This is a genomic window from Bradyrhizobium sp. Crot121, from assembly GCF_059512385.1.
Genome location: NZ_JCAMOR010000037.1, coordinates 14,240 through 39,941, shown reverse-complemented (window position 1 = coordinate 39,941; position 25,702 = coordinate 14,240). Strand labels below are relative to the sequence as shown.

General features: G+C 59.4%; 35 protein-coding genes. 20 read left to right on the top strand and 15 right to left on the bottom strand.

The genetic code is table 11. The features are described from left to right. Positions 1 to 30: 30 nt before the first annotated feature. The 7 genes from AC5ZGW_RS27520 (at position 31) to AC5ZGW_RS27490 (ending at position 4,493) form a co-directional block, all read left to right on the top strand. Complete coding sequence (locus AC5ZGW_RS27520) at positions 31 to 216, top strand: hypothetical protein (protein ID WP_130225079.1); 186 nt, start codon at positions 31 to 33, stop codon at positions 214 to 216. After that, on the top strand, positions 198 to 608 hold the full coding sequence (locus AC5ZGW_RS27515) for a hypothetical protein (RefSeq protein WP_130225080.1): 411 nt from the start codon (positions 198 to 200) through the stop codon (positions 606 to 608). Before AC5ZGW_RS27520 ends, AC5ZGW_RS27515 begins: the two co-directional genes overlap by 19 nt. A 265-nt stretch (positions 609 to 873) precedes the next feature. Beyond that, complete coding sequence (gene chrA / locus AC5ZGW_RS27510; RefSeq protein WP_165435139.1) at positions 874 to 2,040, top strand: chromate efflux transporter; 1,167 nt, start codon at positions 874 to 876, stop codon at positions 2,038 to 2,040. A gap of 52 nt (positions 2,041 to 2,092) precedes the next feature. Beyond that, on the top strand, positions 2,093 to 2,623 hold the full coding sequence (locus tag AC5ZGW_RS27505; protein WP_130225082.1) for a PepSY domain-containing protein: 531 nt from the start codon (positions 2,093 to 2,095) through the stop codon (positions 2,621 to 2,623). 246 nt (positions 2,624 to 2,869) lie between these two features. Then, positions 2,870 to 3,163, top strand: a complete 294-nt coding sequence (locus AC5ZGW_RS27500) for a hypothetical protein (RefSeq protein WP_130225083.1) — start codon at positions 2,870 to 2,872, stop codon at positions 3,161 to 3,163. A 347-nt stretch (positions 3,164 to 3,510) separates the two neighbouring features. After that, the gene (locus AC5ZGW_RS27495; RefSeq protein ID WP_130225084.1) at positions 3,511 to 4,242 is read left to right on the top strand and encodes a hypothetical protein; all 732 of its coding nucleotides are present in this window, start codon (positions 3,511 to 3,513) and stop codon (positions 4,240 to 4,242) included. 17 nt (positions 4,243 to 4,259) lie between these two features. Beyond that, the gene (locus AC5ZGW_RS27490) at positions 4,260 to 4,493 is read left to right on the top strand and encodes a PepSY domain-containing protein (protein ID WP_130225085.1); all 234 of its coding nucleotides are present in this window, start codon (positions 4,260 to 4,262) and stop codon (positions 4,491 to 4,493) included. A 53-nt stretch (positions 4,494 to 4,546) separates the two neighbouring features. On the opposite strand, the gene AC5ZGW_RS27485 is transcribed toward AC5ZGW_RS27490, so the two are convergent. From AC5ZGW_RS27485 to AC5ZGW_RS27470, 4 genes are all read right to left on the bottom strand, one after another. After that, complete coding sequence (locus AC5ZGW_RS27485) at positions 4,547 to 5,185, bottom strand: QcrA and Rieske domain-containing protein (RefSeq protein ID WP_130225129.1); 639 nt, start codon at positions 5,183 to 5,185, stop codon at positions 4,547 to 4,549. Between the two features lie 317 nt (positions 5,186 to 5,502). Continuing rightward, on the bottom strand, positions 5,503 to 6,411 hold the full coding sequence (gene copD, locus AC5ZGW_RS27480; RefSeq protein WP_165435140.1) for a copper homeostasis membrane protein CopD: 909 nt from the start codon (positions 6,409 to 6,411) through the stop codon (positions 5,503 to 5,505). 2 nt (positions 6,412 to 6,413) lie between these two features. After that, the gene (gene copC / locus AC5ZGW_RS27475; RefSeq protein WP_130225087.1) at positions 6,414 to 6,788 is read right to left on the bottom strand and encodes a copper homeostasis periplasmic binding protein CopC; all 375 of its coding nucleotides are present in this window, start codon (positions 6,786 to 6,788) and stop codon (positions 6,414 to 6,416) included. Between the two features lie 35 nt (positions 6,789 to 6,823). After that, positions 6,824 to 7,129 carry a hypothetical protein gene (locus tag AC5ZGW_RS27470; RefSeq protein ID WP_130225088.1) on the bottom strand — a complete coding sequence of 102 codons (306 nt, stop codon included), beginning with the start codon at positions 7,127 to 7,129 and terminating at the stop codon, positions 6,824 to 6,826. A gap of 300 nt (positions 7,130 to 7,429) precedes the next feature. Between AC5ZGW_RS27470 and AC5ZGW_RS27465 the strand changes: the two genes are divergently transcribed. After that, positions 7,430 to 7,675: a hypothetical protein gene (locus tag AC5ZGW_RS27465; protein WP_130225089.1), complete on the top strand. Its 246-nt coding sequence runs from the start codon at positions 7,430 to 7,432 to the stop codon at positions 7,673 to 7,675. Positions 7,676 to 7,882: 207 nt separating this feature from the next. Here the strand turns inward: AC5ZGW_RS27465 and AC5ZGW_RS27460 are convergent, their stop codons facing one another. Beyond that, positions 7,883 to 8,689 (bottom strand): ABC transporter permease, encoded by an 807-nt coding sequence (locus AC5ZGW_RS27460; protein ID WP_130225090.1) that lies wholly within the window; start codon positions 8,687 to 8,689, stop codon positions 7,883 to 7,885. Then, positions 8,686 to 9,282, bottom strand: a complete 597-nt coding sequence (locus AC5ZGW_RS27455; protein WP_130225091.1) for an ABC transporter ATP-binding protein — start codon at positions 9,280 to 9,282, stop codon at positions 8,686 to 8,688. Before AC5ZGW_RS27455 ends, AC5ZGW_RS27460 begins: the two co-directional genes overlap by 4 nt. Positions 9,283 to 9,430: 148 nt before the next feature. Between AC5ZGW_RS27455 and AC5ZGW_RS27450 the strand changes: the two genes are divergently transcribed. Next, a complete protein-coding gene (locus AC5ZGW_RS27450; protein WP_130225092.1) occupies positions 9,431 to 10,690 on the top strand; it encodes a DUF3182 family protein in 1,260 nt (419 codons plus the stop codon). Here AC5ZGW_RS27450 and AC5ZGW_RS27445 read toward each other — a convergent pair. The 7 genes from AC5ZGW_RS27445 to AC5ZGW_RS27415 form a co-directional block, all read right to left on the bottom strand. Further along, positions 10,639 to 11,313 (bottom strand): ABC transporter ATP-binding protein, encoded by a 675-nt coding sequence (locus AC5ZGW_RS27445; protein WP_130225093.1) that lies wholly within the window; start codon positions 11,311 to 11,313, stop codon positions 10,639 to 10,641. The two genes, AC5ZGW_RS27450 and AC5ZGW_RS27445, sit on opposite strands and share 52 nt — an antisense overlap. Then, positions 11,310 to 12,560 (bottom strand): ABC transporter permease, encoded by a 1,251-nt coding sequence (locus AC5ZGW_RS27440; RefSeq protein ID WP_474418173.1) that lies wholly within the window; start codon positions 12,558 to 12,560, stop codon positions 11,310 to 11,312. The genes AC5ZGW_RS27445 and AC5ZGW_RS27440 overlap by 4 nt, the downstream gene beginning before the upstream one ends. Before the next feature lie 5 nt (positions 12,561 to 12,565). Further along, positions 12,566 to 13,963 carry a hypothetical protein gene (locus tag AC5ZGW_RS27435; RefSeq protein ID WP_130225095.1) on the bottom strand — a complete coding sequence of 466 codons (1,398 nt, stop codon included), beginning with the start codon at positions 13,961 to 13,963 and terminating at the stop codon, positions 12,566 to 12,568. An 8-nt stretch (positions 13,964 to 13,971) separates the two neighbouring features. Continuing rightward, positions 13,972 to 14,241, bottom strand: a complete 270-nt coding sequence (locus AC5ZGW_RS27430) for a hypothetical protein (protein WP_130225096.1) — start codon at positions 14,239 to 14,241, stop codon at positions 13,972 to 13,974. A gap of 428 nt (positions 14,242 to 14,669) precedes the next feature. Continuing rightward, positions 14,670 to 15,791 carry a DUF3182 family protein gene (locus tag AC5ZGW_RS27425; RefSeq protein ID WP_130225097.1) on the bottom strand — a complete coding sequence of 374 codons (1,122 nt, stop codon included), beginning with the start codon at positions 15,789 to 15,791 and terminating at the stop codon, positions 14,670 to 14,672. 172 nt (positions 15,792 to 15,963) lie between these two features. Then, positions 15,964 to 16,974 (bottom strand): YncE family protein, encoded by a 1,011-nt coding sequence (locus tag AC5ZGW_RS27420; RefSeq protein WP_245474637.1) that lies wholly within the window; start codon positions 16,972 to 16,974, stop codon positions 15,964 to 15,966. A gap of 60 nt (positions 16,975 to 17,034) precedes the next feature. Further along, the gene (locus AC5ZGW_RS27415) at positions 17,035 to 17,586 is read right to left on the bottom strand and encodes a hypothetical protein (protein ID WP_130225098.1); all 552 of its coding nucleotides are present in this window, start codon (positions 17,584 to 17,586) and stop codon (positions 17,035 to 17,037) included. A 314-nt stretch (positions 17,587 to 17,900) separates the two neighbouring features. On the opposite strand from AC5ZGW_RS27415, the gene AC5ZGW_RS27410 reads away from it, so the two are divergent. The 8 genes from AC5ZGW_RS27410 to AC5ZGW_RS27375 all read left to right on the top strand — a co-directional run bounded on the left by AC5ZGW_RS27410 (position 17,901) and on the right by AC5ZGW_RS27375 (position 22,932). Beyond that, the gene (locus AC5ZGW_RS27410) at positions 17,901 to 18,584 is read left to right on the top strand and encodes a response regulator (protein WP_130225099.1); all 684 of its coding nucleotides are present in this window, start codon (positions 17,901 to 17,903) and stop codon (positions 18,582 to 18,584) included. Positions 18,585 to 19,014: 430 nt separating this feature from the next. After that, complete coding sequence (locus AC5ZGW_RS27405) at positions 19,015 to 20,004, top strand: HAMP domain-containing sensor histidine kinase (protein ID WP_283813251.1); 990 nt, start codon at positions 19,015 to 19,017, stop codon at positions 20,002 to 20,004. Between the two features lie 109 nt (positions 20,005 to 20,113). Next, entirely contained in the window at positions 20,114 to 20,383 is a 270-nt protein-coding gene (locus AC5ZGW_RS27400) for a hypothetical protein (protein WP_130225101.1), read from the top strand. Continuing rightward, positions 20,361 to 20,618 (top strand): hypothetical protein, encoded by a 258-nt coding sequence (locus AC5ZGW_RS27395; RefSeq protein ID WP_130225102.1) that lies wholly within the window; start codon positions 20,361 to 20,363, stop codon positions 20,616 to 20,618. The genes AC5ZGW_RS27400 and AC5ZGW_RS27395 overlap by 23 nt, the downstream gene beginning before the upstream one ends. A gap of 64 nt (positions 20,619 to 20,682) precedes the next feature. Further along, complete coding sequence (locus AC5ZGW_RS27390) at positions 20,683 to 21,135, top strand: hypothetical protein (RefSeq protein ID WP_130225103.1); 453 nt, start codon at positions 20,683 to 20,685, stop codon at positions 21,133 to 21,135. A gap of 386 nt (positions 21,136 to 21,521) precedes the next feature. After that, positions 21,522 to 22,136, top strand: coding sequence for a hypothetical protein (locus AC5ZGW_RS27385; RefSeq protein WP_130225104.1), 615 nt, complete (start codon positions 21,522 to 21,524; stop codon positions 22,134 to 22,136). Between the two features lie 225 nt (positions 22,137 to 22,361). Next, a complete protein-coding gene (locus AC5ZGW_RS27380) occupies positions 22,362 to 22,661 on the top strand; it encodes a hypothetical protein (protein ID WP_130225105.1) in 300 nt (99 codons plus the stop codon). A 76-nt stretch (positions 22,662 to 22,737) separates the two neighbouring features. Next, the gene (locus AC5ZGW_RS27375) at positions 22,738 to 22,932 is read left to right on the top strand and encodes a hypothetical protein (protein ID WP_130225106.1); all 195 of its coding nucleotides are present in this window, start codon (positions 22,738 to 22,740) and stop codon (positions 22,930 to 22,932) included. Here the strand turns inward: AC5ZGW_RS27375 and AC5ZGW_RS27370 are convergent. Next, a complete protein-coding gene (locus tag AC5ZGW_RS27370) occupies positions 22,911 to 23,102 on the bottom strand; it encodes a hypothetical protein (protein WP_130225107.1) in 192 nt (63 codons plus the stop codon). The genes AC5ZGW_RS27375 and AC5ZGW_RS27370 overlap by 22 nt on opposite strands. A gap of 354 nt (positions 23,103 to 23,456) precedes the next feature. Between AC5ZGW_RS27370 and AC5ZGW_RS27365 the strand changes: the two genes are divergently transcribed. The 3 genes from AC5ZGW_RS27365 to AC5ZGW_RS27355 all read left to right on the top strand — a co-directional run bounded on the left by AC5ZGW_RS27365 (position 23,457) and on the right by AC5ZGW_RS27355 (position 25,134). Continuing rightward, positions 23,457 to 24,404 (top strand): NlpC/P60 family protein, encoded by a 948-nt coding sequence (locus AC5ZGW_RS27365; RefSeq protein WP_130225108.1) that lies wholly within the window; start codon positions 23,457 to 23,459, stop codon positions 24,402 to 24,404. 2 nt (positions 24,405 to 24,406) lie between these two features. Further along, on the top strand, positions 24,407 to 24,727 hold the full coding sequence (locus AC5ZGW_RS27360; protein ID WP_130225109.1) for a hypothetical protein: 321 nt from the start codon (positions 24,407 to 24,409) through the stop codon (positions 24,725 to 24,727). Positions 24,728 to 24,876: 149 nt separating this feature from the next. Next, positions 24,877 to 25,134, top strand: a complete 258-nt coding sequence (locus AC5ZGW_RS27355) for a hypothetical protein (RefSeq protein WP_130225110.1) — start codon at positions 24,877 to 24,879, stop codon at positions 25,132 to 25,134. 180 nt (positions 25,135 to 25,314) lie between these two features. Here the strand turns inward: AC5ZGW_RS27355 and AC5ZGW_RS27350 are convergent, their stop codons facing one another. Then, positions 25,315 to 25,668, bottom strand: coding sequence for a hypothetical protein (locus tag AC5ZGW_RS27350; RefSeq protein ID WP_130225111.1), 354 nt, complete (start codon positions 25,666 to 25,668; stop codon positions 25,315 to 25,317). Positions 25,669 to 25,702 lie beyond the last annotated feature (34 nt).

Here is a 25,702-nt window from a genome sequence, read left to right as displayed (position 1 = left end):
ACACGGAGCAGAGTCAAGAGGGGACCGCGGATGAAGAGAGTTGTCGTTGCGCTGTCCGTGCTGGCAGGCCTTTTAGCCGCCGATCGCGTGGCCGAGGCACAATCGTCCTGCAAGGTATGCGCCGAGCAGCACAAGGCATGCATGAAGAACTACGCGGGCCCTGCCTGCAAGACCGAGTACCAGATGTGCCTGAAGTCATGCAAATCGAAGCCGTAAGCATGAGCAATCTCTGTGCAAGGACGCGCGTCGGATATGCCGCCGTCGGACTGCTGACCATGCTCACACTCTGGAGCGGCAGTGCATCGGCCGAAGAGTTGAAGAAGTTGTCGGGCGCACAGATATGCGCGCGGTTTTCTGACAGGCAGCTTACCGATGAGGTGCACTGGCGCGAAGTCTACCAACGTGACGGGACGTTCAGAAGTTACTCGATGGGCAAGGTGCTGACAGGCAAATGGTTCGTTCGTTCAGACGATCTCTGCCTCGACCTTCCGGAGCCGGATGACGGGTGCTTCGAGGTGGCATCGTCGGGTTCATGGATTGTCATGACCCCGAGGGGACTGGGCCTACCGGCTGTCGGCGTTCTCGAGCCCATTTCGGATCGCGAATAGCCAGTTTGAGCGGTCGAACTTGCAAGGGAATGGAACGATGAGGAGCCAGCGATGATCAAGGGAAAAGAGCGGGCGTCCAAACAGACTCCTGGCGACAGCGAATCAGCGCGAGCGTCCGGCTCGTCTACCCTCGTCTTCTATGGCGATCCGCAGCTCGTCAGCGACGCCTTCGCAATGGCGCTCAACGCCATGCAGCGCACGAGTCAGTTTGGAGTTTCCGGCGGGCCACGCCGATCACGAGAGAGGGGCACAGGTGACGACGACAATGCAGGCAGAACACAATAGCAAGAGTGAACTGGCACGGTATTTCCTTCGCCTTGGCTTTCTCGGCTTCGGCGGCCCGGTCGCACTCGTCGGCCAGATGGAACGGGAGCTGGTCAACGACAAGAAGTGGCTGACCAAGGAGCAGATGCGGGAGTCGATTGCCATCTGCCAGTCGCTTCCCGGCCCGCTCGCGATCCAAGTCGGCATCTATGTCGCCTGGCTTCGCTGCGGCTTCTGGGGTGCCTGGATCGGCGGCTGGTGCTTCATCCTGCCAAACTTCATCATCGTGGCGGCGCTCGGCGCGCTCTATGTGTACCTCGGCGGCTTGCAGCCGGTGACCGCGATCTTCTATGGCGTCAGCCCTGCGGTCATCGCGCTCATCCTGCATTCCTGCTATCGGCTCGCGAAGCTTGGCATGGAGGACTGGTTGCAGTGGGCCATCGCTGGGGTTTGCCTTGTTGTTACTGTCGTCCTGCAGGCCGAAGTGGCGCTGCTGTTCATCGGCGCCGGCATTGTCGGGATCCTCTACTACGGAAACGTCCTCAAGCGTTCCTCAACCGCGATGCAAATCGTCGTCATCCCCGCCGCCGCGCCGGCCATCGCCCCGGTCGCGACTGGCTCCACGCTCGGCAAGCTTTTGCTATTCTTTCTTAAGGCCGGGTCGCTGACCTTCGGAAGCGGTCTCGTCATCGTCCCGTTCCTGGAGCAGGGGCTGGTGCAGCAATATGGCTGGCTCGACGAGCGGCAATTCCTGATCGCCGTTGCGATTGGCATGATCAGCCCGGGACCGGTCGTGATCACCGCGACCTTCGTCGGCTACCTGGTTGCGGGCTTTTGGGGCTCGCTGGTTTCGACCGTCGGCATTTTCCTGCCGTCGTTCCTGCTGGTCCTGATCGTTGCGCCGTTGCTGGCGCGCCACCGTGGCAACGCCAATGTGCAGGGGTTCGTCAAAGGCGCCTACGCGGCCGCGATCGGCACGATCCTGGGCGCATGCATCCTGCTTGGCAAGATCGCCATCGGCGACTGGCTGACGGTTGCGATCGGCGTGATCTCACTCGCGGTTCTGTTCCGCTGGAAGGTCAGCAATCCGGCGCTCATTGCAGCGACGGCGGTCGTCGGCTTGATCGCGTATCCGTGGCTGCAGCCAGCGTGGGTGATGATCAAGTGACGGGTTTCGGTGCGGGGCGAGGGGGCATTGAGGTCAGTGAACGGAGGGACCCATGACTCGCAGGAAGTTGCTTCTCACTTCTGCTGCCGGGCTCGTCATCGTTGGTCTGACGAGATTGTCTGTTGGATTCGGGCGCGCGGCCAGTGATGATGAAGGCGAAGGCGTTCTGGTCAGATTGTTAGGTTCTGCCAAGGTTAGCTTGCAACAGGCCTTGGTGACCAGCGAACGGGAAGGCAGGCCAATCTCCGGAAAATTCGAGGCTGAAGATGGCAAGCTTCAGCTTTCGATCTACACCGCAAAAGACGTAAAGTTCTTCGAAGTCATCGTCGATCACATGACCGGCGAGATAAGCAAGGTCGAGCCCATCACCGAAGGCGAGGACCTTGAACACGCTGAGGCCCAAAAGGCTGCGCTGGACAGGGCAAAGGTGACGCTGGCCGCTGCCGTGGCCAAGGCAAAAGGATACGGCTCGCAGAGCATTGTGGTGAGCGCCGTGCCTGAATTGAAAAACGAGCAGCCCATTGCGTCGCTTGGTTTCTTGAACGGGAAGAAACTTTCGAGCATTAGCGAACCGCTGGATTAGCCGACTTGCGGGTCAAGGCATAACTGGGCGTGCATGACCGATCCATCGATCGCCGCAGCTCTCTGACAACAATTTCAGAAATTCTTCAGTGGTGGCGCGCTGAGAGGCTGGCAAGATCAACGTGGCCAGGGTCGGTTCGGCGACTACAGCGATCCAGAAGAGGTTCTGGGAAGAGCCCTTCAGCGCCACGACTGATGATCGCCGTCGGCAAGCGCGAGCAATCGAAACCGCGAAGAGGAGAACGCGATGGATCGAAAGTGGATATTGGCCGGTGGTGGTCTGTTACTGTTGGGATTAGCTGGCGTAGCCATGGTGACCGCCGAACCCAGCAGGGGCCCGGTTTTCATCGCCGGCGATCAACCGGTCACCGAGGATCAGTTGCGCCAGAAACTGCAGTCCGATGGTTGGTCGAACGTACAGATCGTTCGTGATGGAAGGTATCTCGAAGCGATCGGCTCAAAGAGCGGCCAAACCACAAAGGTTTCAGTCGACGCGCAGACCGGCCGGTTGCGCTCTGCCGATGACGACGACGAGGATTGAGTAGAACCGGCTTGCTCCGGCGTACGGTAGCCGCCCGCCGGAGGGCAGGTTGCGGCAAGAGCTCTCTCGCACGCGCGCGGTCTCGTGCCACTATCCGAGCTGGCTGCCAACAAGCATTCAGTAGTGCGGTCGAGGTTGTTCTGCTGGCCGGAATGCGATTCTCGAGGGTGTCGGAGCCGCTCGATTAACGGATCGAACTCGAGATCGCCAAAGGGCAGGAGAAGAGAATGAACTCTCCGCCGCGTTGCTGGCGGTACTTGTTTCGCCCATCGCCCCCAGGTGTCGACCGCGGACGAACGAAGATGCTCATTGGTGACTCGTTTCTAGTTCGATGCGCTGCGGCATCGTTGATCTTTGTCGGTGTCGCGGCATGCTCCGGCCGTGCCTTCGCCTACCGGCCGTTCGACGGCACCGATGCCGCCGTGGCCGCCCCTGGAGAACTCGAAGTCGAACTGCAGCCGGCCGGCGTTCGCCGCGACGGGGCCACCCCGACGCTGGTCGCGCCATGGACTGTCCTGAATTTCGGATTGAGCGAAGGATGGGAGGCGGTGTTCGAGGGACAGGGCGAGACGCCGCTTTCGCCGTCGGGGCCGACAAACCTGATCGCAGCAGGTGCGTTCCTCAAGCATGTCGTGGTGCCGGGCAGCCTGCAGGACAAGAGCGGACCGAGCATCGCGACCGAATTCGGAGTGCTGCTGCCGGACAGCACGGGGGACAGCGGCGTCGGCGCAAGCTGGGCGACCATCGTCTCGCAGCGCTGGGACTGGGGAACGATCCACCTCAACGCGGAAATGCTGCTGACGCGGGACCATCATGCCGATGTCTTCCTCGGCAGTATCATCGAGGGGCCGTCGAAATGGAGGGTGCGGCCGGTCTCGGAATTTTTCTACGAAAAGGAATTCGGCCAGGAGGAAACCTTTTCCGGGCTCGTAGGCTTGATCTGGCAGGTGAGCGACAAGCTCTCTTTCGATCTCGCCTATCGCCACGCGCTGACCAATCACCGTCCGGTCGACGAAGTTCGTGTCGGATTGACGTTCGGCGTTCCACTCTGGTTCTTCGAGAGCGCCCACGTCAGATAACAGGAGAAGTGCAGATGATGTCAGTACGTACAATCTCCCAAGCGATCCTCTGCTGCCTGATGGTCAGCCTAGTCGCGCCGGCTCATGCCCTGACCCAGCAGGAACTCTTGGCTAAGCTTCAAGCGGACGGCTACACCCAAGTCCGTGACATCAAATCCACCGCTGAAGGCATTTCGGTCAAGGCGGTGAAGGACGGCAAGGACGTATCGCTCGTCGTCGACAGCAGCGGTCAGGTCAAAGAGCGGCGCTAAGCCGGCCGACTACTAGAGACTAGGTCAACATCGCGTCCTTAACCGTGCGACCGCTACCTTCCGGGCTGGCCGCCTACCTTGCCGATGAACCCTGCGGCCACCGTAAGCGAGCCGTCGGCGATAGCGAGTGGAAGTGCCGCCAGACGGCGGGGTGCCGGTCCGAATACGACCTGCGCACTTTCTCGGGGATTGAATTCGGAGTTATGGCACGGACATTTCAGAATGTTCTTGTCGCTCTCTGCCGCCTTCACCCACTCGGAGACGGGACATCCGGCGTGAGTGCAAATCAGCGAATAGGCGACGATGCCGTTGGCCGATCGCGACCGGGACTCATCGTCGAGTTCGCCCGGATCAAGCCTTAGGAGGACAATCTCATTGAGCCGCGATCCTTTGCGGATCACCGAGGATTTCGGGTCCTTCGGCCAAGCGTGCACGGGCGGCCCACCAACCTCCAGATCAGCCGGTTTGATGCTTTCGCCGGCATGCTCCCCCTCGGAGTGAACGAGAAAGTCGCCTTTTTGCGGTCGCTCATCGCTGCCTGGCTGATCCTCCTCCTCCGCCACGGCCGGCTTTGCAGCCAGATAAGCCCCGGCGGCCAGAGCCGTCAGCAGCAGCGAGCGTCGTACCGGGTCCTGACACGCCATCGCCGCCTCCGTTCGGCTTCTCTTGCAACAAGGGTTTGCGCTAATCATAGCGCAAATTGAGCGCCGCGACTCAGCGAAAATGAAGGCGACCAACGAGTGCCTATCGCAGCCGGAGAGGCGCCTGACCGATTGCGATCGATGTAATTCGGCGCGCGTCGCACCGAGCGTGCGCATGAGGGCCTAAATCGGAACAAAGACGGATAACCAGGATGCACTGGGGACTACGCCAACGCGGCATAGCAAGCATCGTGTGGTGGACAACCAGGTTCTGCCGCTGTCGGTCGGCGCTGGCTAAGTAGCTGCCCATGCGAAGTCAGGCCGCATGGTGAGACCAGCCTTCGAAGCATAGCAATGAGTCTGGTGCATTAAGACGTGGCCGCTGGTTCGGTGATGCCCAGCAAGCTGACGATCAGAACGATGGCGAAGCCAAGGCCCTGTTCTGCAGCGACGTTGATCAGGAGCCGGCGCAGCCCGAGCTTCGCACCGGTCGCGGCCGAATCCAGGAGAGTCGGGACCACGAAGAAGCGATTGAGACCGGCAAAGCCGACCATCACGACAAAGAGAAGAAGCTTTAAAAGAAGCAGCCGGCCGTATGTTGTCGTGACCAGGTTTATAAACGAGCCTACAAGAAACCACGAATTGATCAGCCCGGATGCGACCAAGATAGCGACGGCGGTGTACCCCATTGTCGAAAACCGAAATGCTGCCTCGCACGCCGGGTAGTACGGTTCCTTCTCGCCGCGGAGAGACATGACGGTAAGACTAGACAAACCAACGAGTCCGCCAAGCCAGGCACCTGCTGCAAGAAGATGGAGAGCATCCGACAAGGTGTGTGCTGCCCGGCCTTGGCCATCCTCGACCTGTGTGTGACCAACGCCAGCCAAACTGCCCAGCAAAATTGCACACAATGCGACGAGAAGCAGCTCAAGCGTCCTCGACGGACCTCTGAATAGCAGGGCGAGGATCCCTGTTGCCACTATGGCTAGACTCAGCCGCAACAATGAGATGGCGCCGAAGGAAGTTTCCGTCAGTATGAAACGAGCCGTTTCCCAACTGAGCTCGGCGTCGGCCATGCTGATTGCAGCGCTTATGAACCAGAAGATGCCGCTGACAAGAACGATAAGTGAGACCGGTAACGACGCGGCCAGCCCGCGGCTGCCGCTGTCGCGACTTCTGACTGGCGGACACGCATAGAGGGGAAACAGCACCAGACCGAACAGGGCGAGAGATGACCCGTAGTGCACGAAACGCGCGAGGACGAGCCATGACTCCACGGCTAGTTGCCGATAGCGAAGGTGTATTCGCCCTTGACGCGGTGAGTATCCTCCGACACCGCGTGCCATATCACCCGGTACTTGCCCGTTTCCAGCGGCGCATTGAGGGGGACCACAAGCTGCTTCTTGTCCTTCGGATCGATCGCGGGCATTCCTGTCGCAATCGATTTTCCGCTCTCGTCTCGCAGCTCTAGGCCGGAGAATTTGGCGATGACAGATTCCGAGAAACTCAGGCGAATTTCCCTGGTGGGTGGAGCGGCGCTCTCCGTGCCGTCAGTCGGCGGAACAGTAGACGTGAGTCTAGGATGAGCTATTGCTCCGGTCGTAGCAAAGGTAAGGCCGATTCCCACCCCGATGGTCAAAAGTTTAGCCCGCATGACTTATCCTCCTCGCCTTCAGCGGCCGGTCATGGCTACCATCCATAGTACCATCCAGAACTGCGGTACCTCGGTTGGGAATAATAGTAGCGCGACCGGTAGGAATAATAGCCTGCGTAGCCATCGCGATCCTCGTGATAAGCCTCGTGCAAGTTTCGAAGGGCGCGGTGATAGGCGCGATGCTCGGCGTGGCTCTCAAATCCTTCCTCGTGGGCACGTTCATGAGCCTCGCCAAGCTCGCCATGAAACGCTCCATGCCCGTAGCTCTCGTCGTCATGAGCGAGCGCGGGCAGCGCGGTAAAGGTCAATGCGGTGGCCAGAAGTGCAGTCTTCAGCTTCATAACAGATCTCCCAATCCCTGACGCTTCGACAAGCGAACCACGTGTCGGGAATAATAGGCATTGTGGTTAAATGGAAGCTGAACCAATCCGGGCGGGAAGGGGACGTCGATAGGGCCATTTTGGTGCGAAATATCGCCGGATTTAACGAAGGATCCGCCACGATGATCATGTCGCGGCGCTGCCTGTCACGGCCACAATAATAGGGAAAGATAGGCGTTCCAGCCCGGAGGCTTGATCTGCCGCAAGGTCTTTGGCGCCGCGTGCGGTTGACTGGAGTTCTCACAATCTAGAGGACCGGACATGATCACCAGAACTCTCATGGCTGCAGTCGCTGTCGTTTCGCTTGTCGCAATGCCGGCTCTGGCGCAGACCGTCGATAAGGAAAAGAACGGCCATCATTCTAACGGCGGGCCGAAGACCGAAGTGCCGCACCACATGGGCAAGAAAGAAACCATCGGCAAATCGAAGGGCACCACGTCGGGCGGCCATCACTACACGGGCGATCCCAACACTTCGACGCCCCACCACATGGGTGACAAGCAGTAAGTGCGGGCCGAGCTTGCCGCGGCTTGCTCGGCGGCCCGGCCGGCGAAATTCTGGCGCAGCGAAGGTTACGTGGTACTCTTGAAAGAGAAAGAATGCGATGAAAACGAGGATGACGATCGGCCTGATCCAGCCCACAGATGCCGGATCTTTTTCCAGAGGATGATAACCCACGCACGCGGCGTGGCTGCAACGACAAGGAGCTAGTCCTTACCCCTGCGTTTCGACCGCGATCCGGTCCAGGCGCAATCGATGCCGATGATCCGTAAGGAGGCGTCCGCCTCCCATGACGGCGGCCAACGTTCCGAGACCCGTTCCGCCGGCAATTAGGAACATGATCAAGAGTTGATATTTCACGGCGTCTATCGGTTCGACCCCGGCAAGGATCTGGCCGGTCATCATTCCAGGCAAGGAAACAAGACCGATTGCCGCCATGCCGTTAATGGTGGGCATGAAGCCACTTCGCAGCGCGTCCCGCATGACCGGCAGTAGCGCCTGATACCGCGTACCCCCGAGCGCGAGGCAGGCTTCCACCGCGGCTCGCTCGCGCATCAGGCCAGTCGTGAGCACGTCCAAGCCCAAGCTTACCCCTGTCATGGTGTTGCCCAGGATCATACCCAACAGCGGCAGCGCATAGCGCGGGTGATACCAAGGCTCAGGGTGCAGCTGCGTTAGAAGCGAGAACATCGTGACGGTACCGGCAGCGAGCAACGTGCATCCTGCGCCCAAGCCGTAGGTTCCAAAACCTAGCAGCCTCCGCTTCTGCCGCACGACGATTTCGCGCGATGCGAAGAGAACCATGATGACGGCAGCGAGGGCCGTCCAAGCGGGTGAGACGGTAGCAAACAGAAACGTGAGCACATATCCGACCAGCACCAGCTGAACGACCATCCGCACAGTTGCGACGGCGAGTTGCCGTTCAAGCTTGAGGTGAAGCGCAAGCGAGAGAGCGCCGTCCATGAGAACGAGGAGCGCAGGCAGAATGAGATCACTGTAAGTCAGCTGGATGTAGGTCAAATCTGATGCTCCTCGATGCGACCGTCACTTCCCATCACAAACAACCGCGATCCGACACGGTAGGCCTGGGTGCTATCGTGAGTACTCCATATGACACCTGTCCCACTCGAGACGCGCTCAGCAATGATCGATTCAACGATCGCGGTCGATGTCGCGTCGATCGCCGAAGTAGGCTCGTCCAGCAGAAGCACGCGTGATCGCAGCATCAGCGCCCGCGCAAGTCCCAGCCGTTGCTTCTCTCCGGTGGAAAGTCGTTGGATGGGCCAGGTTCCGCAGCTGGACGGTAACCCCAATCGCGCGACCAGCGGAATGGCATCATCCCAGGCGTCAAAATGCTCTTGCACCGTGTCCGCCCACCAGCCCGGTTCAGCGGCTAGGTAGGTCACTTGCTTCCGCCAAAGCGGGGCCGGTACGGCTTCCCTGAGCGTTCCGTCCAGCTTGATCGCCCCTTCATTGGGATCGAGATCCGCGATGGCGCGAAGCAGCAGGCTCTTGCCGACCCCGGAAGGTCCCTGCAGGGCGACGCATTCGGCATCCTTCAGCTCGAACGAAACACAGATGTGCAAGCGCTTCAGCTTGCTGACTGTAAGCATGACCGTCTATGGCCTTTCAGAACAAGGCCACGCCTTGTTTTAGAGGAGGTCGCTCACTAATGTATTCCCACGGGGGTTTGCAGTCTCCCCGTCAGACGGGTGTTCCGTCCAAGCACTGGCCAATCCTCGCTTGTCGGGATGGTTGCGCATGGATGGCACTAAGTTATCTGCTTTCGTTGATTACATTGGACGACTGCGGTCTGCCGCCGTCGGTCAAAGCGAGCCCAACACGCCGGCGGTCAATGCGGTCGCCGTCTACTTTTCCCAACTGGGCGCGCCGATGTATGCCCACGAGAAGGTTACGCTGTCGGCGGTCGCCGAAAGCATCGCGCGGCTTAACGGTCATAGATACGCCGGTATCTTCGATGCCAAGAAGCATTCGACCGGAGATATCTTCTTCGTTCCGGACGACACGCTCATGCTCGACGAGGCGGGGAACCTCGGCATCCACTCGCCCCGCCAGCTTTATGGCGCGGTTGTGCCTTATCCTTTCGCCAAAACGAAAGCCATCACACACCGGCTGATAAATCCGCTCGCAGCGCACCCGTGCGGCTGGTCGGTGGCATTCGCAGAAAATGTGAGCAATGCTGTCCTGCCGGGCTATACCGCGTTCGATCCGGACGACGCTGGGACGGCCGTCAGGCGGCTGCTGTTGCAGGGACCTGTCCGCGTAAAGGAGCCGCTCGGAGACGGCGGCCACGGACAAACGGTGATTGGCACGATTGCAGAGTTAGACGCTCTTCTCGACAGTTTACCAACCGAGAAGATCGCGTGCCATGGACTGGTTCTCGAAACGAACTTGCGCTGCGTTACGACGCGAAGCATCGGTTACACAATGGTCGGCGATCGGACGATCGCTTATCACGGCACGCAACGATCGGCTACGAACAATCTCGGAGTTTCCGTCTACGGTGGCTCGCATTTGACTTGCGTGCGCGGCGGCTGGGCAGAACTGGAAAACCTGCCGATGAATGCCGAGGCACGCCTCGCCATAGTTCAGGCCCGAACCTATGACCGCAATGCAGCCCAATATCCCGGCTTTCTGGCCTCGCGCCGAAACTATGACGTCGGCCAAGGCATCGACGGGCACGGGCAATGGCGGTCCGGGGTGTTCGAGGCGTCGTGGCGTTCAGGTGGTGCAAGCACCGCCGAACTCGCGGCCCTGACCGCGTTCGCGCAAGACTCCGCCTTGCAGGTTGTCGAAGCTGCCTCTGTGAAACATTTCGGAAAGCCGCGCAAAATCCCGCCTGGCGCAATTGTGCATTTTGAGGGCGACGACCCCGAAGAGGGGCCGCTGCTCAGATATACCGTCATCATACGAGCGCTGCTCCGTGCAATGGCAAGGTTCCCGGCGCATCATTCCGGCGCCGCCATTAGTACACCACCTCGCAGTTCGAGAGATCTTTGAGCAGTCTGTAGGTCGCGCTCGTGAGTAACGAGAAGCAGGGTCTTGCCGTGTTCGCGAACTAGGCGCGTTAGCAGCCCCATCACACGTTGTGCACTTTGGTCGTCAAGATTCCCGGTTGGCTCGTCAGCAAGGACGAGCGCAGGATCATTTGCCAACGCCCTGGCAACAGCAACCCGTTGTTGCTCTCCCCCGCTGAGCTGGGACGGATTGTGGTCGCTGCGATCGGCCAAGCCGACGAGATCGAGAAGTTCGCGGGCGCGGCCTTGGTTCGCTCGCCCAAGCGCAATCATTGGGAGCAGAACGTTCTCTAGCGCGGTCAGCTGCGGGATCAGATTATAACTCTGAAACACCATACCGATCTGCTCAGCCCGATACTTTGATGCCCGACTTCCGGACAGCCGACCGACGTCGATACCCGACACGAAGACTTCCCCCTGATCAGGCCGATCAAGTCCCGCGACGAGATTGAGAAGCGTGGTCTTGCCTGATCCGGATGGACCGCTGAGCCGAACGAACCCGCCCTTTTCGATCTCAAGTGAGACTTCGCGCAATGCACCAATTGTGGCGCGGTCGCTACGATATGTCTTCGAAACTGAACGCAGGGAGACAAATGCAGGAGTCACGGGCTTGCCTCCGATAGAGTCGCTGCAACCGGCTCTCGCAGGAGCCGAGCTATGGTGGAAGCCAAGCCCAGGCTCACGGCTGCAATGGCGATCGCCACCATGGAGCACACCACCACCCAATCGATTGTGGGCTCCGTCGGGCCAAGATCGGCCATGAGAGAAGGCATCGCGAAGGTGCTCGGCACGAAAGCGCTGGCGGCGAGACCGCCAACGGCAACCGCGACCAATCCAAGCATTAGCCCGAAGGCGATAGCCGGAGAGACGCCCATCCCGGGCGGAAACCCGAGGGCCATGAGCGTGGCATACTGCCGCCGACGCTCGACATAAATGTCGTGCAGCAGGTTTGCGGCGAAGGATCCGGCCAATAACAGCGTCGCGATACTCATGGCCGAAAACAACGTCAGGGTCAGAGCGAAATCGCGCACCTTGCGCTGGTATTGGCTGTATCGTTCCGTCACGAAGATGCCGGGCTCCAGCCGAAAGGCTTCCTGGAGCTTGGCGACGAGAGCTGGCACGTCAGGGGTGCTTCTTGCAATAACGAGGGCATCGGTCAGGCTTTCGCGACCGAAGATGTCTTCGCTCGTCTGGATGTTCACGAACGCACCACTCGAGACGAAGGTCGAATCGGGCCTCAGCGAGGGCGCTTCAGCCGACCTTGGCGGGGCGCCCCGTAACTCTACTCCGTCGAGAATGCCGATGACGGTGAGCTGCAGATCCGTGCCATCCGCCTTCCGTACCGGGAAGGTCCCGCCGATGTCTATGCCGAGCGCCCGAGCCGATGCTTGATCGATCACCGCCACAGCACGGTCCTCCCTCCGCAGGAATCGACCGCGCGCGAGCGAGAAGCTGCTCAAATCGCGCTCGACGTCGGGATCGATACCGAAAATATAGATATTGAGAAAGCTGTCGCCGTTGACGACGTTGCGAAATAGCGACTGCCGTTTAACGACCCGGTTGTCGCCCGCAGCCGTTCTCAGCTCGGTGGGATCGATGAGCGGTTCATAGACCGGAATTGTGAGCGGCGGCAAATATCCGCTGCGGGGGGTTTCAAACAGAGCACGATTGAAACGACTCTTCACCTCAACGACGTCGGGCCGATCTTGACGTGTAGCCCTGGTCAATGTGTTTCGGGCCCCCTCGACCACCATCAGCGAAGCCGCTACGGTCGCGCTGGTAGCAGCGAGAACGATGGCGGCCGCAAGCGCTTCGACGAAGCGGCGGCCGTAGCCTCCGAAGGTAAGCTTCACCCATATCATGCAGACACCCGAAGGAGCTGGGCAGGCGCTTGCGCAAGCGGCCAAAGCAGTACCGGAAGAGCTGCGATGCTCGCAGCCGCAAGCGCAACGGCGACGGCAAAACCGAACGTTGAAGCGCTGCGAGCGAATGGCAGAATGCTCACCGCCACTGCAGCGATTACTATGCCTGCGGCAAGCACAGCGTACAGTCGAACCGCGAGATAGAGCAAAACTCTTGACGGAGAAAAACCAACGGCCTGCAAAATGCCGAGTTCGCGCCAACGTGCCAGGACCAACTGGATCTGCTGACCCGCTGCCCCGGCAGCCACGAGCCCGAGCAGGAGAAGGACGAAGAACGACCCTCCTGCTTCCAGTTTCCTTTGCTCTTGGAGTGCCGCTTCGAAATTGTTTCGCTCCGGCACTCTCAGGCAGAAGGTAGCTTGACTGGCAGCGCCGCAGTCTTGCTTGAGACCGCGCTGATCGAGCAAGGAAGTCGCTTCGCCTTCGACTGTCGGCACTGCCCGAACTGATTTCGCTCGCACGACAAGTTCCCTGGCTGCCGCCTCTTTCGGGGGTTGTATGCCGCGGGCGGCCAATTCCTCGCCGACAAATCCAAGAAATTCCTTCAAGAGCTGTTTGTTCAAAAGAATGGGCAACGTGGTTGCCACGCCCTCTGGCGCATCCGGCCGGCGGACTGTGAGAACTTCGCTGCCGCGCGCAGCAAGGCGCCAAAATGGCTCAAATCGACCCTGATCCGGGCCTACGAGCTCGAATGTCCCGATCAGGCGTAGCTTCTCGTAGCGTCGAACGATTGGTGGATTTGCATTCGGATACGTCAGATCGACAGTTGCTTCGGCACCAGGTCGAATCCCGACATAGTCGGTGACCCCGGAGGGGATAACGACCTCATTGCGATCGGGCGGACGGACCGTTCCAGATGTCGCAAGCAGGGGGGTTCCGAGAACTGCCGTGGGCGCGGTCGGATTCAGATCGTGGAAATTCACATAATAGCTGCGGACTGGATCGAATGACCGATCGACGCCCAGCACAGTTGTCCGGGCACCGAGAGATTCCTGCTGCTTCTCGTTTTCGAAGACCACAAAGGAGGTGTCGGCCACCAAGCCGAGCTGCGTCCCGTTGTAGGGAGCATCGACTGACTGCACGCCGGCAATCGAACGTAGCGCCTCAATTAGATTCGCGACTTCGCCCGCAGGTAGGCTCCCGAGCTCAACAACAAATGTTGCTGCTCCGGACGCTTCATAGCCGGTCAGGAGCTCCGCCTGTCGAAGGCCTATTTGCCCCGCAAAGAACGTGACTGCGATCAGTGCGAGCGCGATCGCCAGCGCTGTCACCAGAGACCGCAGCCACGCCCTCTTGAGATCGACGAAGGCGAGCCAAATCAGCCCGCGATACACGATCGTTCCTATCTCAGTTCGCGCTCGATATCCTCGTGGAGCTCGCCGATCATGCCGGAAATGGTCGATTTCACCTTGGTGGCGGGCGCGCCGCTCGTGATCTCCTTGTCTAGCGAATCGAACAACAGTTGTTGCTCGCGAGCCTCACGCGCGGAAACCCTCGGCGCCAAGCTGTTCCAAGCCGCACGCGCTTCGCCAAACCGGGTTTGAGCTTCGGCGGCGTTGCCTGACGCGTAGGCTGTATCCACCGCGCGCAACGAACTCACGATCCGGTCCACCGATTCCCGACCTTGGGACCTCTTCTGGGCGACCGCGGCGCCGCTCCAGCCTGCGCTATCAATTCCGAGTCCCGGTCGTCACCACGCCGGCAGCCAGCATTAGGCTAATCCACATTGGGGCAGTTCTCATCGCATCCTCCTGTAAGACGCCAGCTCGACCACGTTGATCTTGCCCGTCTCTCAGCGTGCCACCACTGAAGAATTTCTGAAATTACTGTCAGGAAGCTGCGGCCGAAGGGGAACCGCGTCTATAACACCGGAGGAGCTCACGAAGCGGAGCACCATGCACGCATTTTGGTCGTCGAGAAGAACAGACGCACGCGACTTCGCCGATCTCCCAGTCACGTACTCGCCATCGTATTGAGCGCCACCCGCAAACAATTCGTAAGCTTCATTCGCAGGCTTCGTTGGATGCTCTTCCCGAAGTCTCAAGCCCGACGCTTGGCTCGTTCAATACGTCGGACGACCGTATACCGGATCATAGGCCCGTCTTGGGGATCATCGAGCCGAATGGAGGTGAGAGCTTCTGGTGGCGGTTCAAGATCCCTGCCGAATTCTTCGACGTGAGATGCTTCGACGATCTCTACTGAGGAATCCCGCATGAATTCGGCCAATGCCGCCACTTCCGCGCCCGTGGCCCCTCCGGCCCGCCACGAGGACTCGAAAACCCCCGATCCATAATTACCGTTCACGTCAAGGCCCAAACCGACATCATAGTTTCGGCGCGAGGCCATAAAACCGGCATACGCGTTCGTCGCCTCGTCATAAACTCTTGCCTTCTCGACTCCGACGCGAACTGCATGGCCCATCGGCAGCTGATAGAGGGCGTCCCATCCTCCCCGCACACAGATGAGATCCGAGCCACCATAAGCCGGCCGATTCTCGTTATTCGTCGTCACCCTTTGCCTTCCACAATACGTGAAACTCAAGTTACTAACCGCAATGTGACCAACGCTCAACGTTGCAACTTGATGCAGATTTTCTTCAAGCACCAAGCCAGAGTAGGCCAGATTGTCCATCGAGAAGCGATCGAGGAGTTCGTCCAGCTCGTTGGGCGCGGTGATAACCGTCTGGCCTCGACCTCCAGCCTCTCGCGGGTCTTTCAAGCGGATTGGTCCGCGAAGGAGCATTCGGCCTGCCGCAATCCTCGCGTCCCGACGACAGAAGACAGTATAGCCGGGCAATACCGCATTGCGTATTCGCTCTCCGAATCTGAATAGCCATCCATCTGGCCGATGTGCGTCCTTGTCGACGAGTGGATGTGTTATGGCCTTTGTCTTGACAAATGGATGTGGAACAACGCCACCATAGAGATCGGTGGCGGCTCGAATACCGAGAGATTCTGCTTCATCCAACAACAGGGTGTCGTCTGGAACGAAGTAGATATGACCACTGCGCTTGTTGTTGGCAGCGGCGCCGTAATCGCCGCCAAATTCATATTGCGTTAGCCCGGCGATCGCTTTGGCGTCGGCAACCAACATGATTCTCTGATGGGCACGTAGCGGCTTTCCAAGTCGGGATGCATAAGTGACCACGGTACCTTTGGGCATTCTCACACTGAATCCAACGTTTTCTGATCCCGGTCGGGGATGTGCCGCCCCCACGCTCCAAATGTTTCGGTGCTCTTTCAACCGGCTGATCGACTATCAGCGTGCGGCGGCTCCCGAGCGCCCAAGAGGCGCGGCGTCAGCTCGCGGCCACCTCACGTATTGTGACCCTAGCTCACGGCGTCGGACGGAACACCCAGATTGCGGCGGGTTCGCCGGGATTGGCGCGCGCGGCGACGAAAAGCCGATCGAGATCGGGGACAAACAGCGCGGTTCGCGCGCCCGATATTGTGGGCATGTGAGCTGAGCGACGGTATGCATCTCCGTTTGCCTCGAACACATCCAGGTATCCATCGCCGCAGATGAGGTATACGCGATGGCGCTTCGCATCGAAGAAGAGGTCGTCTGAATCACCGCAGCTATCGGTGGTTGCAATGATGGTGCCGTCCTGCATTGAGAAGACGCCAAGCTGAGCGGGATTCCGGGACGCCACGAGAATGCGTCCGGACTCTTCGTCCAGGGTCATCGGAAAATTGCTGCCGGTGTCGACCGGCCAGTTCGCCACCTGCTTGCTGGCAAAGCGATCTATCACCGCTATCTCACGCGATTTCGGGACGTTTACGAAGATGCGACGGGACGAGCGGGCAAGTTGGAAACTCTCGGGGTGAGCCCGCAGCGGAACGTCTGCGATCTTGCCATTCGTCGCCGGGTCGATCTCTGCCAGTGAGCCATTGCCGTAGCCGACGAATATCCGGTTGGATGCAGGATCAATGCGAATGTTATCGGCATCATCTCCCAGATCGATCTGTCCTGCTGTCTCGTAATTCGGACCGCGGAACAACTGCACCGAACCATCACCGGCATTGGCAACAAGGAGCGTGTCGCTCGACGGCACGTAGCCTATACCTTGCGGTCGTTTCAGCCCGGTAATGACACGCTGGGCGCTGCTTTCCTTTAGATCGACGACCTGGACCCTATCGTCACCAAGCTCGGCGACGAAGAGGCGCTGCCGGGCCAGATCGATGGCTAAGTGATCAATCCGGCCGCTCACCGCGCCCAAAGTGATCTTGTTCTCGAGCTGGAGCGGTGGCGTCGCCGACGCCTGACCAAGCGATCGATCCACTGCGACCGTCGCCACCGCAATCACGGTGAAGCATACCACGCAATATCGACGCATAGTCTTCATTCCATCAGGCCCAAACTGCTTGAGATTGATATCGCCCTGCGACGATTCGGTCAGCTTTGCTCAGCTCGCCGTTGGCTCGCCGCTGACGAGATCATAGAAAGTTGGTTTGATCGCATTGCCCTGGACGACCATGACTTCGAAGACGGGCTTGCCGCTACGGATCTTCTCTCTAACGGCCAGGACCGTACCCAGCGACGACGCCTTCTGGATGATCGCCGGTATGGTTACCTTGGTCATTGACAGGAGCGAGTGGTACTGCGCCGACCGAGCGATGTGCTTTAGGTCAGCGAACACTTCCTTCTTAGGGCTCCAGGTCTCCGTCGTCACATCGCCGATGTACTCGTTGAAGGAGTTGTCCTCCGCAGCGGTGTCAAAGCCCTTTGCCGAGGTGTAGATCGACAGCATGAGCTTGTCTTTGACCATTTCGTATTTCGCCTCGATGGGCACTTCAGTTCCCTTAGCCACCTGGTCGATGCCTTGCTGCAGGGTCAGCTTGGCGCTTGGCAGCGCCTTGATCAGAGTTGCCTGATCAGCATCTTCAGCCCAGGCAAGATTCTGCCCCAACGTCGCGAATACGACCGCGATAACGAGCATCAGGCCTTTTCTCATCATGTTGAGCTCCTCCTTGTATGCGCGAGAGTTCGCTTCTGTGGACTGCCTCTCAAATTTGACGGAAGCATCCAAAGTCGGCCGCGGCGGATTTCGATCGGGTCTTTTTGGCCACGCAACATTGTTGCCATTTCAGGTCCCCGATTAGTTCCACTGGTCGAGCCGGTGCTCGCCTTCGTGGTGCGGCTCGACCACGTTGATCTTGCCTGTCTCCCATTGCGCCACCACTGAAGAATTTCTGAAATTCCTGTCAGGAAGCTGCCGCAGCGACGAACCGTGTCTATAATGCCGTAGGAACTCTCGCAGCGGAGTACACCGTGCGCATTTTGATTATCGAGGACGAAAAGAAGCTCGCGAATGCGCTGCGCGAAGGCCTTAAGGCGGAGCACTATGAAGTTACGATTGCTGCGACGGGAGAGGACGGCTTCTTCCTCGCGAGCCAGCGCTCCTTCGACCTTCTGTTGCTCGATCTCATGCTGCCACGCCGCGACGGCATCGATGTCCTCGCCACGTTGCGCAAATGTGGCAATCAGACGCCGGTATTGGTCCTGACGGCGAAGGACGCCGTCGAGGACAGGGTAATGGGCCTCGATCAAGGCGCCGACGATTACCTTACCAAGCCGTTTGCATTCTCCGAGCTGCTCGCGCGCATTCGCGCGCTGGTCCGCCGGGGGCGCATGGATCAGATTCTCAAGCTACGGCACGAGGATCTCGAGATGGATCTCGTTACACACAAAGTCTCCAGGGGAGCGCATTCTCCCGACCTGACCGCGAAGGAATTTGACTTGCTCGAATACCTCCTGCGCCACAGCGGCAGTGTGGTGTCGCGAGAGATGCTGGCGCGCGACGTGTGGCACGCGACGGCCCGAGCTACACCGCTCGACAACGTGATCGATGTCACCGTCGCGCGGCTGCGTCGCAAAATCGACGAACCATCCGAGAAAAAGCTGCTGCACACGGTCCGCGGCGTTGGGTACATGCTGAGCGGGAGGCAAGAATGAGATTCCGCCTGCCAAGCGTGCGTGCGCGGCTTACGCTCTGGCACGCTGGCGTGTTGACGCTCATCGTATGCGTTTTTTCCGCGGGCATCCTGCTTTTCGTCGCGACGCGCCTCTACGCCGCGCTGGACGCGCAACTCGAGCGCGAGATAGCAACCATTGGTTATATCTATCGCGAGGAACCGGAGGAACTGAAGGATCTCCCTTCACATTGGGGCATCACATTGTTCGAGGTGGACGAGGCCGGCGAGATCCGTCAGCAAACCGAAGCATGGGAGCGAGAAGAACTATCACGCGCGCTGCAGCCAGGTGACTCGCCATCGCCGCAGTCTTGGACGGCTCTGAGCGGCCGTCGCTATCGCGTCCACAGCGTTTCTGAATCGTCCTATCGCGTGGCCGCCGCGGTTGAGGAAACCTCCCTGCGGGACACGCTCTGGACACTCGCAGTGATCCTCGCGACGGGGATTCCCTTGGCGGCGGGCCTGGCGATCGCTGGAGTTACTTCCTTGCCGGTCGCGTACTCTCTCCGGTTGGAGCCATGGCGCAAAAAGCCCGCGAAATCACCGCGGAATCGCTCGCCAAACGGCTTCCGGTCGATAACGCCCGGGACGAGTTCGGGCAGCTCGCGACAGTATTCAATGACACGCTATCCCGCCTGCAAGATGCGTTCGAACGACTGCGCCGCTTCACGGCCGATGCGTCGCACGAGCTGCGCACCCCACTCACCGCAATGCGCAGCGTTGGGGAAGTGGCGCTGCAGAATACACTTGACGCTGTCACTTATCGCGACGTTATCGGCAGCATGCTGGAGGAGGTCGACAGGCTCACTCGGCTTGTCGAGAGCCTTCTGATTCTCACGCGCGCCGATTCGGGAAAGGTCCAGCTGGCCCCGGAGAACTTGGACCTTGTAGGGTTGGCGGGAAATGTCATCGATCAGCTCCGCGTGCTCGCCGACGAAAAGCAGCAAGATCTCGCCCTTCGAGCTCCGATCCGAGTCCATGCTACGGCAGACGCCGCGCTCATCCGGCTTGCGCTCATGAATCTGATACACAATGCGATAAAATATACGCCAAATGGCGGCACGATCACCATCGAAGTGAATGCAACGGACGGGCGGGCCATAATCGAGGTACGAGACACCGGACCGGGGATTCCTGCTGCGCATCGGGATCATATTTTCGCACGCTTCTATCGCGTCGACCCAAGCCGCTCTCGGGAGGAGGGCGGAGTCGGACTGGGGCTCGCAATCGCTCGCTGGGCAATTGAGGCGAACGGCGGGCACATTGAACTCGTAAGCGAACGAACCGATGGGAGCTCGTTCCGGGTCATTCTACCGGTTCCGGATGGTTCATCCGCAGCCGGCGGGGGTCGACAGTTGCCGTATGAACCGCGAAGGAAGAGACAAGAATTCGCATCACCGTGAAATGCGCTGCGGTCTGCGCCCGCACTCAGCCAAATCGTCGAGCCGTGGCCCAAATTGGGTTCTCGCCTCTCAAGTTCGGTTCCATCTCGACCTTCAGTGGCAGAACTAGTTGGTGCAGCCTCACTATTTCCCCGACAATCGAGCGTCGGTATTCCGGATCGTCGCCGAATTCCTTTCGCAATCAAATCCGGACGCGGATGGGAACATTCCCGTCTTCCCGATCATCGAACATGACGTGGTGGTCGGGGAGAAGTATCGCGGGCCGGACAAGTCTTTCTTCCAGAAGCGGGGCGGCAAGCGGACGTTCATCAACGGCGACGTGTTGGACGAACCGACGCCAGAGAATGGAGGGCAACATGACGCTGGCAAACCTGTGTGACGAGCTGGGGATCTCCATCGTGCCAGTCACGAGGCAGCGGAAGCTGATGGAGACTTTCGCTCATGACACGCTGGAGCGCATCCTGCGTGAACATGGAGCGGACCATCTCCGGTCGGTGCTGATTACGATCGTCGAGACGGGAGACGCCAACAAGCGTCAGCTTGTGACCCCGGTCATCTACGCGGTTTCGGACATCCTGCTTGCGCATCCCCTGGGGAAATTCAGCTTTCACTGATGAGAGCGAGCTGATCACGGCGACTTTCGAAGCCAATCTCGAGTTTTGGGTGTCGAGCATGAACATGAGGCTGAAAGAGCTGGCCGCGACTGTCGCTGGCAAGCCCGGTCCTGTGCCGTCTGATGTTGCTGCGCCCATCATGAATCAGGTGACGAGTGCGCCCGTGCAGTCCTCGCACCCGCAAGCCGATGCGATCTCGCAAGCGCCGGCACCTGACATCTACGAAACGCCGCTACCGCCTCAGGCGACGCCCGTAAGCGTGCCCAAGGCCACTGCGGCGGCGACCGCAGGAAGCAAGATGACCAGCATCGCAGAATTGGCGGCCAAGATCGCCGCGAACAAGAAAGCGCAGGACACTCGTACCGCGACCATCGCGCAGAGGGGCCGCGATCTCGGGCAGAAAGCGACTGTGCTGTTCGATCAGAGCGAGGCTGCTCTCGAAGCGCAGGAACATGACCTCGCCGAGCTGGAGGCGTCGCTGAACCCGGACACGGGCCACAACGGGAGTCCGGAATGACCGGGCGGTAGGTTGGTCGCGGGGCTTGCCGACAGCCTCCGACATCCAGCCAGGAACAAGCCGAAAACGCCCTCCGATAGCAAACCAACTACGCCACGGCATTTTTCGACAGCCAATTCCGGCAGTGTCAGTATTCGCCGCTGCAGTGTCCCGACAGGGCCCAAGGGCCGATAAGGGGATGGTCCGTTCATGGTCGACGAGCGGCCGCGCCTTGGACTCGGAAAGCCGCCCACGAGGATCGCGCGCCTGTGGCTCCTGAAGAGCTTCAAAACTCGCACAGCCTGCTTTCCGGCGACCAATGGACGCGCCACCTTAGCGGACTTAGTGTAGTCCTTGCATCCTGAAGGGATGTAGTCTGATTCCTTCGCTGGGTTGTGGGGTGGAGCATGAAGACCAAAATCCGACTCAGAATGTTGTTTGCATGCGCCGCTCTCTTTCTTTGGGAAGGCTGCATCTCGCCTAGCTTCGCGCAACAATCAGAATGCTTTCACAGGGTCGAAACAGGTATTGAACCAGGAGTGTGGGACGCGATTAAGGACTACTTCGCGACCCTAGACCTCTCAAGCTCGCTGAGGAGAAGCCGGTCCCGTCTGACGCAATTGCGAGCGTCGATCATCGATCTCGAAAGCCAGAAATTGAGGCTGATCGAAATCGTCGAGGCCCACATGGAAGGCGGGGCTGCTGGGATAGGGATATCAAGCGACTTACGGTTATCAAGAATACCTGACGCATTGACGCGGATTGATGCCATTTCTCAAGATTTGGCCCAGATCTCGCGAGAGGGTGATCTGTTCGCGGCGGAAGACTCCTTCAAGGCACTCAAGATCAACATTGATAGAAAGCGAGTCGATACACTTTGCAGACTTGCCAACGAGGCCGGATTAGCGACGCCAGATCGCAGCATGATGAGAAGCCTCGTGAATGACCTCAAAGATGAGGTGAGAGCGATTTCGGCGGCGGAGGATGCGCTTGGAAAACACATAAAGGAGCGCAACAAGTAGCGGCGACGAAGAATGAATGAGATACTAATTCCTTTAGCGAGCGCTTTAGCGACAGCGATCGGAGGCACACTAGCGGCATCGTTGTTGTCGCGTGTTCGTGCAGGCCGGCTCGCACGCACACTAGATCAAGCCAACCGAATAATAGATTTCGTCGAGAGAAGTTTCGCAGGTTATGCCGGCTTGGCAAACGTCCCGGAGACAAATAGAAGCGAACTTGAGAGGTTGATGCAGGATGCCACGAAAGCTGTGCGCGAAGACTTCGTCGCTGAGCGAGCTGTGTTGGCGGAATTTGAAACGACTGCTCTTTCTGTGCGCAGGCTGCTACTGCTTAATCTTCCACAGCACACTTTTGGCTGGCTTCCATATCTCTTATTTCATACCCTCCTTCTCTTCATACTCTACGTTTTTCTAGTCAGAGTGATTCAGGGGCAGTGGGGAATTGACGATACCGTTGCTATTCTTGTGGCGGGTTGGGGCGCTGGCGCGATTCGTCTAGCCGTCCATCTAGTCCTCGAACGAAAGTAAGAACACGACAGCTTTATGAGTACACCCCGGCCAAAAAGTGCGGCATCACCCTTCCATACGACTTACAGGCAATCCAATGCCCATCCTGAAAAACTCAAAGCATGAGCGCTTCGCTCAAGACCTGGCCAAGGGCAAGACAGCCGATGAAGCTTATGTGCTCGCTGGCCATCAAGAGAACCGGGGAAATCAATCTAGCGAAAATGCCGCGAGCTGGGTTCGGGGCTCGACCTTCGCCAAGCCAGCAGCAGCTCAAGCTGAATGTCGCAGATAGCTTTCCGAACGCCTGAAAACGTCGAGTTTTACGGGTTCGCCGGTATCTTGCCAGAACAGCTTTTGACCGAGGCCAGCCGCCACCATAATGCGGTGGTGGCCGCCGACCAGCGTGTGGCCATCCGATGCCTTGGCGATGATTTCGCCGGTTTCGTTCACGATGTTTCTCATGGGCCCTCCGCGTTGCTCTTGTTCGCGGCGTTGCCTGAGCGCTCCAAGGACTGAGGACGGTGGCTTCGCAGTCCTGTGCGGTCGGGATCTATTTACCGCCTCCTAACGCCCAGGCATTGTTGACGTTCCTATAAGCCGGGCAACTGCCCCAGCGCTCGTCGCCAACATAGGCCATAGGCCGGCTTCGTTACGATTGTGCCCTGCGATGCTGAGTAGCTGACTAATGCCTGTTCTCTCCAACCCCAAGGACGAGCGCTTCGCCCAGGAGCTGGCAAAGGGCAAATCCGCCTCCGTAGCCTCGAGCCACTCTATGCGTTCACGAGGTCCGTCCCGCTGGACGAGGTCGGCGCGACGATGGCGGATGCCGCCGGAGTTCCGGAAGAGGACAAGGCCGCTATCAGCGGCTACAACAAGGACGACTGCGCATCCACCAACCCGCAGGCCGCTACGCCGCCGGCCACCGTCCCGCCGCCGGCGACCACGCTCACTGCGTGGCAGGCGCTGCTTGCGGGAATCGCGGCGTGGCTCAAGCCGAAAGCCGACGTAAAGCCACCGCTGAAGCTGAACCGGGTCGTCAAGCTTGGCGACACCGGCGAGGACGTCAAGGATGTGCAGCGGCGCCTGATCGCGCTCGGCTTCAATGACGTGGTGGTCGCCGGCATCTTCGGCCCGGTGTGCCAGGCCGTGGTGCGCAAATTCGAGACCGCCTGCAACCTCAGCCCCGACGGCGAGGTCGGTGACCTCACGGTGATGGAGCTGAACAAGGGCGTTCGGCTCGGCACTCAGGACCAGCCGCTCAATCCGCCGCCGCTCTCGGCCGGGGACAAGCCGCCGTGGTACATCACCGCGGAGAAGTGGATCGGGTTTCACGAGGTTGGCGAGAACCACGGCACTGAGCCGTTCATCGCGGGCGCCAAGTGCGGCAAGCTTGGCGATGCGTGGTGCGCGATCTTCGCCAACTACTGCCTGGAGACCTCCGGCTTCAAGGGCACGCGCTCGGCCACGGCGCGCAGCTTTGAGACCAGTCCTGAGTTCACCAAGCTCAAGCTCCCGGCTTTGGGCTGCATCGTGACGATGTGGCGCGGCTCCAAGGACGCCGGCACCGGGCATGTCTTCCTGTACGACGGCGAAAACTCGAGCGGCGTGCGCGGCATCGGCGCCAATGAGGATGATCAGGTCAAGCGGTCGATCCACGAGCGCAGCCGCATCGTCGGCTACTACTGGCCGAAGTCCGCGCCGCCTCCGAAGGAGAGGGTGATCGCAGTCGGCGACAATGCGGGGCGGGCCGCTTCCGAGGTATGACGATGATCAACGACATCATCACCAGCATCGAGGATCGCATCACCGCGTCCTTTCAGTGGCTGTTCGATCCCTTGGTGTACTGGTTCGGCGCGGCCTTCGTGATCCTGCTCGTGCTCCTTACCATCACTTATTTTCTGCCGCTCAAGACAGTGCGGATCGCCGCCGGCGGCATCCTGGTCATGGTCGGCGCGTTCCTTGCCGGCGGCGTGCAGATGCACAAGATCATGAAGAAGAAGCTGCAGGAAGAGAAGGAAAAGGCAAGGCAGGAGAAGGAGCGCCAGCGTCAGCGGGATGGCGGCATCTTCGGCAACTGGTTTCAATAGGCGCCAATCACTTCCGCTTAATGTAGACATTGCCCTTGTAGCGGGAGAACTCGAACGTCGCTGCCAGTCCAGGGCCCGGTTACCGGACCATCTCCTCGACAATGGGCGCTGATTGTAGCCTGGTAGCTGGTGCCAGATGGCGCCGTACTTTGACTGATCGTGTCTGGCACGCAACTGAATGGCTTGCCGTCGATCTCGAAGCTGAAGTCATATTTGGTTACACTCAAGATATTGGTGCATTTGCTGCCGTCATCGATCCAGCTCGGCAACTTCCAATTGGTCTCACCCTGGATGGTCTCGCCGTTGCACCATTCGCCGACGAAATCGATCGGCATCAGTTTGAGTGGTGGGGCGGCGAGGGCGTCAGTGGTGATCATAGCGGCGGTTGCGGCGATGGTAGTCCGTAACAGTCGCATCTTTCGTTCCGACCCCGTCGGTCCTATGGGCCGGCGGGGTCTTTTTTGCGTTTTTGGGCTGTGTACCCATAAATGATCATGTCCGCTTACCCCCGAAGAGCGGCGCAAAGGCGGATATGCAACTATTGACGAGATGGGCCAATACCAGTCCTGCGGTCCGAGATGGCGCGATCACACCCCGCGCCGAATGACTTTCCATGCCAGAACACCAGCGAGGAGAAATGACATGGAGCAGAATGCGATAGTCCCGAAGATACGGACATCCGGACGTGTCTCATTCAGCCAAACCAGTGCGGCCAAACACAGAAACGCAGGAATAGCGCATGCCTGTGTCACAACGTACCGGCGGCGCAGCGCGCGCGGTGCGCGGGAGCTCCAGACGAAACCATCAACCTCGAACCTACGTGAAATCGTATCCACCGGCTCTTGGGGATACCACTTTGCCAGTTCGCTCATGACGGACATGAAACCCCATCCGGCAACGCCGATTAGCGCAATGGTAAGTAGGAATAAAATGAGCGACATCTCGCTTCTCCAGTCGCTAACTATCGAGCGCGTC

What these genes read in the sequence shown, in the direction of transcription:
- chrA (WP_165435139.1), top strand. Translation starts at nt 874, where the DNA reads ATGCAGGCAGAACACAATAGCAAGAGTGAACTGGCACGGTATTTCCTT.
- AC5ZGW_RS27520 (WP_130225079.1), top strand. Translation starts at nt 31, where the DNA reads ATGAAGAGAGTTGTCGTTGCGCTGTCCGTGCTGGCAGGCCTTTTAGCC.
- AC5ZGW_RS27425 (WP_130225097.1), bottom strand. Translation starts at nt 15,791, where the DNA reads ATGCCCAAAGGTACCGTGGTCACTTATGCATCCCGACTTGGAAAGCCG.
- AC5ZGW_RS27360 (WP_130225109.1), top strand. Translation starts at nt 24,407, where the DNA reads ATGATCAACGACATCATCACCAGCATCGAGGATCGCATCACCGCGTCC.
- AC5ZGW_RS27375 (WP_130225106.1), top strand. Translation starts at nt 22,738, where the DNA reads ATGCCCATCCTGAAAAACTCAAAGCATGAGCGCTTCGCTCAAGACCTG.
- AC5ZGW_RS27485 (WP_130225129.1), bottom strand. Translation starts at nt 5,185, where the DNA reads ATGATTAGCGCAAACCCTTGTTGCAAGAGAAGCCGAACGGAGGCGGCG.
- AC5ZGW_RS27465 (WP_130225089.1), top strand. Translation starts at nt 7,430, where the DNA reads ATGATCACCAGAACTCTCATGGCTGCAGTCGCTGTCGTTTCGCTTGTC.
- AC5ZGW_RS27370 (WP_130225107.1), bottom strand. Translation starts at nt 23,102, where the DNA reads ATGAGAAACATCGTGAACGAAACCGGCGAAATCATCGCCAAGGCATCG.
- AC5ZGW_RS27515 (WP_130225080.1), top strand. Translation starts at nt 198, where the DNA reads ATGCAAATCGAAGCCGTAAGCATGAGCAATCTCTGTGCAAGGACGCGC.
- AC5ZGW_RS27415 (WP_130225098.1), bottom strand. Translation starts at nt 17,586, where the DNA reads ATGATGAGAAAAGGCCTGATGCTCGTTATCGCGGTCGTATTCGCGACG.
- AC5ZGW_RS27500 (WP_130225083.1), top strand. Translation starts at nt 2,870, where the DNA reads ATGGATCGAAAGTGGATATTGGCCGGTGGTGGTCTGTTACTGTTGGGA.
- copC (WP_130225087.1), bottom strand. Translation starts at nt 6,788, where the DNA reads ATGCGGGCTAAACTTTTGACCATCGGGGTGGGAATCGGCCTTACCTTT.
- AC5ZGW_RS27470 (WP_130225088.1), bottom strand. Translation starts at nt 7,129, where the DNA reads ATGAAGCTGAAGACTGCACTTCTGGCCACCGCATTGACCTTTACCGCG.
- AC5ZGW_RS27420 (WP_245474637.1), bottom strand. Translation starts at nt 16,974, where the DNA reads ATGAAGACTATGCGTCGATATTGCGTGGTATGCTTCACCGTGATTGCG.
- AC5ZGW_RS27390 (WP_130225103.1), top strand. Translation starts at nt 20,683, where the DNA reads ATGAGGCTGAAAGAGCTGGCCGCGACTGTCGCTGGCAAGCCCGGTCCT.
- AC5ZGW_RS27450 (WP_130225092.1), top strand. Translation starts at nt 9,431, where the DNA reads ATGGATGGCACTAAGTTATCTGCTTTCGTTGATTACATTGGACGACTG.
- AC5ZGW_RS27385 (WP_130225104.1), top strand. Translation starts at nt 21,522, where the DNA reads ATGAAGACCAAAATCCGACTCAGAATGTTGTTTGCATGCGCCGCTCTC.
- AC5ZGW_RS27380 (WP_130225105.1), top strand. Translation starts at nt 22,362, where the DNA reads ATGCAGGATGCCACGAAAGCTGTGCGCGAAGACTTCGTCGCTGAGCGA.
- AC5ZGW_RS27395 (WP_130225102.1), top strand. Translation starts at nt 20,361, where the DNA reads ATGACGCTGGCAAACCTGTGTGACGAGCTGGGGATCTCCATCGTGCCA.
- AC5ZGW_RS27350 (WP_130225111.1), bottom strand. Translation starts at nt 25,668, where the DNA reads ATGTCGCTCATTTTATTCCTACTTACCATTGCGCTAATCGGCGTTGCC.
- AC5ZGW_RS27505 (WP_130225082.1), top strand. Translation starts at nt 2,093, where the DNA reads ATGACTCGCAGGAAGTTGCTTCTCACTTCTGCTGCCGGGCTCGTCATC.
- AC5ZGW_RS27490 (WP_130225085.1), top strand. Translation starts at nt 4,260, where the DNA reads ATGTCAGTACGTACAATCTCCCAAGCGATCCTCTGCTGCCTGATGGTC.
- AC5ZGW_RS27455 (WP_130225091.1), bottom strand. Translation starts at nt 9,282, where the DNA reads ATGCTTACAGTCAGCAAGCTGAAGCGCTTGCACATCTGTGTTTCGTTC.
- AC5ZGW_RS27365 (WP_130225108.1), top strand. Translation starts at nt 23,457, where the DNA reads ATGGCGGATGCCGCCGGAGTTCCGGAAGAGGACAAGGCCGCTATCAGC.